The 1,920-nt window shown below is 69.8% G+C and carries 2 protein-coding genes; both read left to right on the top strand.

What is annotated here, in order from left to right; genetic code table 11:
- A partial coding sequence (locus ACCC94_RS29500) for a 4-alpha-glucanotransferase (RefSeq protein ID WP_413353127.1) occupies positions 1–954 on the top strand: 954 nt, incomplete at its 5' end.
- Positions 947–1,920, top strand: a 974-nt coding sequence (locus ACCC94_RS29495; RefSeq protein ID WP_413353126.1) for an alpha-amylase family glycosyl hydrolase, incomplete at its 3' end; no start/stop codon positions are given. The genes ACCC94_RS29500 and ACCC94_RS29495, both read left to right, overlap by 8 nt.

Here is a 1,920-nt window from a genome sequence, read left to right as displayed (position 1 = left end):
CGCGCGGCGGGCATGGGCATCGGCCTGATCGCCGACCTTGCCGTGGGCGCCGAACCGTCCGGCAGCCAGGCCTGGATGCGCCAGGACGAGCTGCTCAATGGCGTCAGCGTGGGCGCGCCGCCCGACATCCTCAACCGCGCCGGACAGAACTGGGGCATCTGCGCCTTCTCGCCGGAAGGCCTGCGGCGCAACGGCTTCCGCGCCTTCATCGAGATGCTGCGGGCCAATCTGCGCTACGTCGGCGGCCTGCGTATCGACCATGTGCTCGGCCTGCGCCGCCTCTGGGTCATCCCCGCCGGCGCGCCACCCGAAGCCGGCGCCTACCTGGACTATCCGCTCGACGACCTGCTGCGGCTGATCTGCCTGGAAGCCGAGCGTGCCAATGCGATCATCATCGGCGAAGACCTCGGCACCGTGCCGCCGGGCCTGCGCGAGAAGCTGGCGGAGCGCGGCATCCTCGGCATGCGCGTGCTGCTGTTCGAACAGCAGCACGGCCACTTCACCGCTCCGTCGCAGTGGCCCGACAACGCCCTGGCCACCACTACCACCCACGACCTGCCGACGCTCGAGGGCGGGCAGCGGGCGCGCGACGTCGACTGGCGCGAGCGGCTCGGCCACGGCTCGCGCGAGGCATCCGCGCAGGACCGCAACAGCCGCCAGCAGGAAGCCTTCGCCCTGCGCCGGGCGCTGAGCGACAGCGGCATCGACAACGAGCCGCTGCTCGACGGCGCCATCGAATTCATCGGCGCCACACCCGCGCCGCTGGTACTGCTGCCCCTGGAGGACGCCTTGGCCTGCGTGGAACAACCCAACCTGCCCGGACCGGGCGATACCCATCCCAACTGGCGGCGGCGCTTCGAGCGCAACGCCGCCGAGCTGCTCGACGAGCCCCAGGTGCGTGCCCGCCTCGATCGCCTGCGCCGCGCCCGCAACGGAGGCCGCGAGCATGACTGAGATCCGCGCTACCCTGCGCCTGCAATTCAACCGCGACTTCACTCTGGACGATGCGCTGCCCTGGCTGGATTACTTCGCGCGGCTGGGGATCAGCCATCTCTATGCATCGCCCCTGCTGGCCGCGCAGCCGGGCTCGATGCACGGCTACGACTCGGTGGACCCGACGCGCATCAGCGATGAGCTGGGCGGCGAACCGGCGCTGCGCCGCCTGGTGGCCGGGCTGCGGCAGCACGGCATGGGGCTGATCGTCGATACGGTGGCCAACCACATGCGCATCGGCGACGCCAACCCCTGGTGGCAGGACGTGCTCGAATGGGGGCTGGACAGCCCCTACGCGCACTTCTTCGATATCCGCTGGCACAGCGACGATCCGCTGCTCGACCAGCAGGTGCTGCTGCCCTGCCTGGGCGAGGACTACATCGACGAAGTGACTGCCGGGCGCATCCGCCTCGACTACCTGCCGGACACCGGTCGTTTCCTGCTGCGCTACGGCGAGCAGCGCTTCCCGGTGTGCCCGTCCAGCTACGGGATGATTCTCTGCCACAGCGAAATCCCCGAACTGCTCGAACTGGCGCCGCGCTTCGTCGAGTTGCACCATCACCCGCTGGCCCGGCACCTGGCCGAAGGGTTGTGCCAGCAGGTCGCCGCTCACCTGAGCGCAAACGCCCTGGAGCCATTGCTGGCGTCCTACCGCGAGGACTGGCACAGCCTGCACCGGCTCATCGACCAGCAGCACTACCGCCTGGCCAACTGGCGGGTGGCGGCGGACGACATCAACTGGCGGCGCTTCTTCGACATCAACGAACTGGTCGGCCTGCGCGCCGAGCATCCCGACGTGTTCAACGCCAGCCACCGCTACCTGCTGCAACTGATGGACGAAGGGCTGATCGACGGCCTGCGCATCGACCATGTCGACGGCCTCGCCGACCCGCGCGGCTATTGCCGGCGGCTGGCCCGCGCCACGGG

The organism is Pseudomonas sp. Pseusp97, from assembly GCF_047304025.1.
GTDB lineage: Bacteria > Pseudomonadota > Gammaproteobacteria > Pseudomonadales > Pseudomonadaceae > Pseudomonas.
The sequence above is the reverse complement of the archived record's forward strand: the minus strand, read 5'-3'. Positions and strand labels throughout refer to the sequence as shown.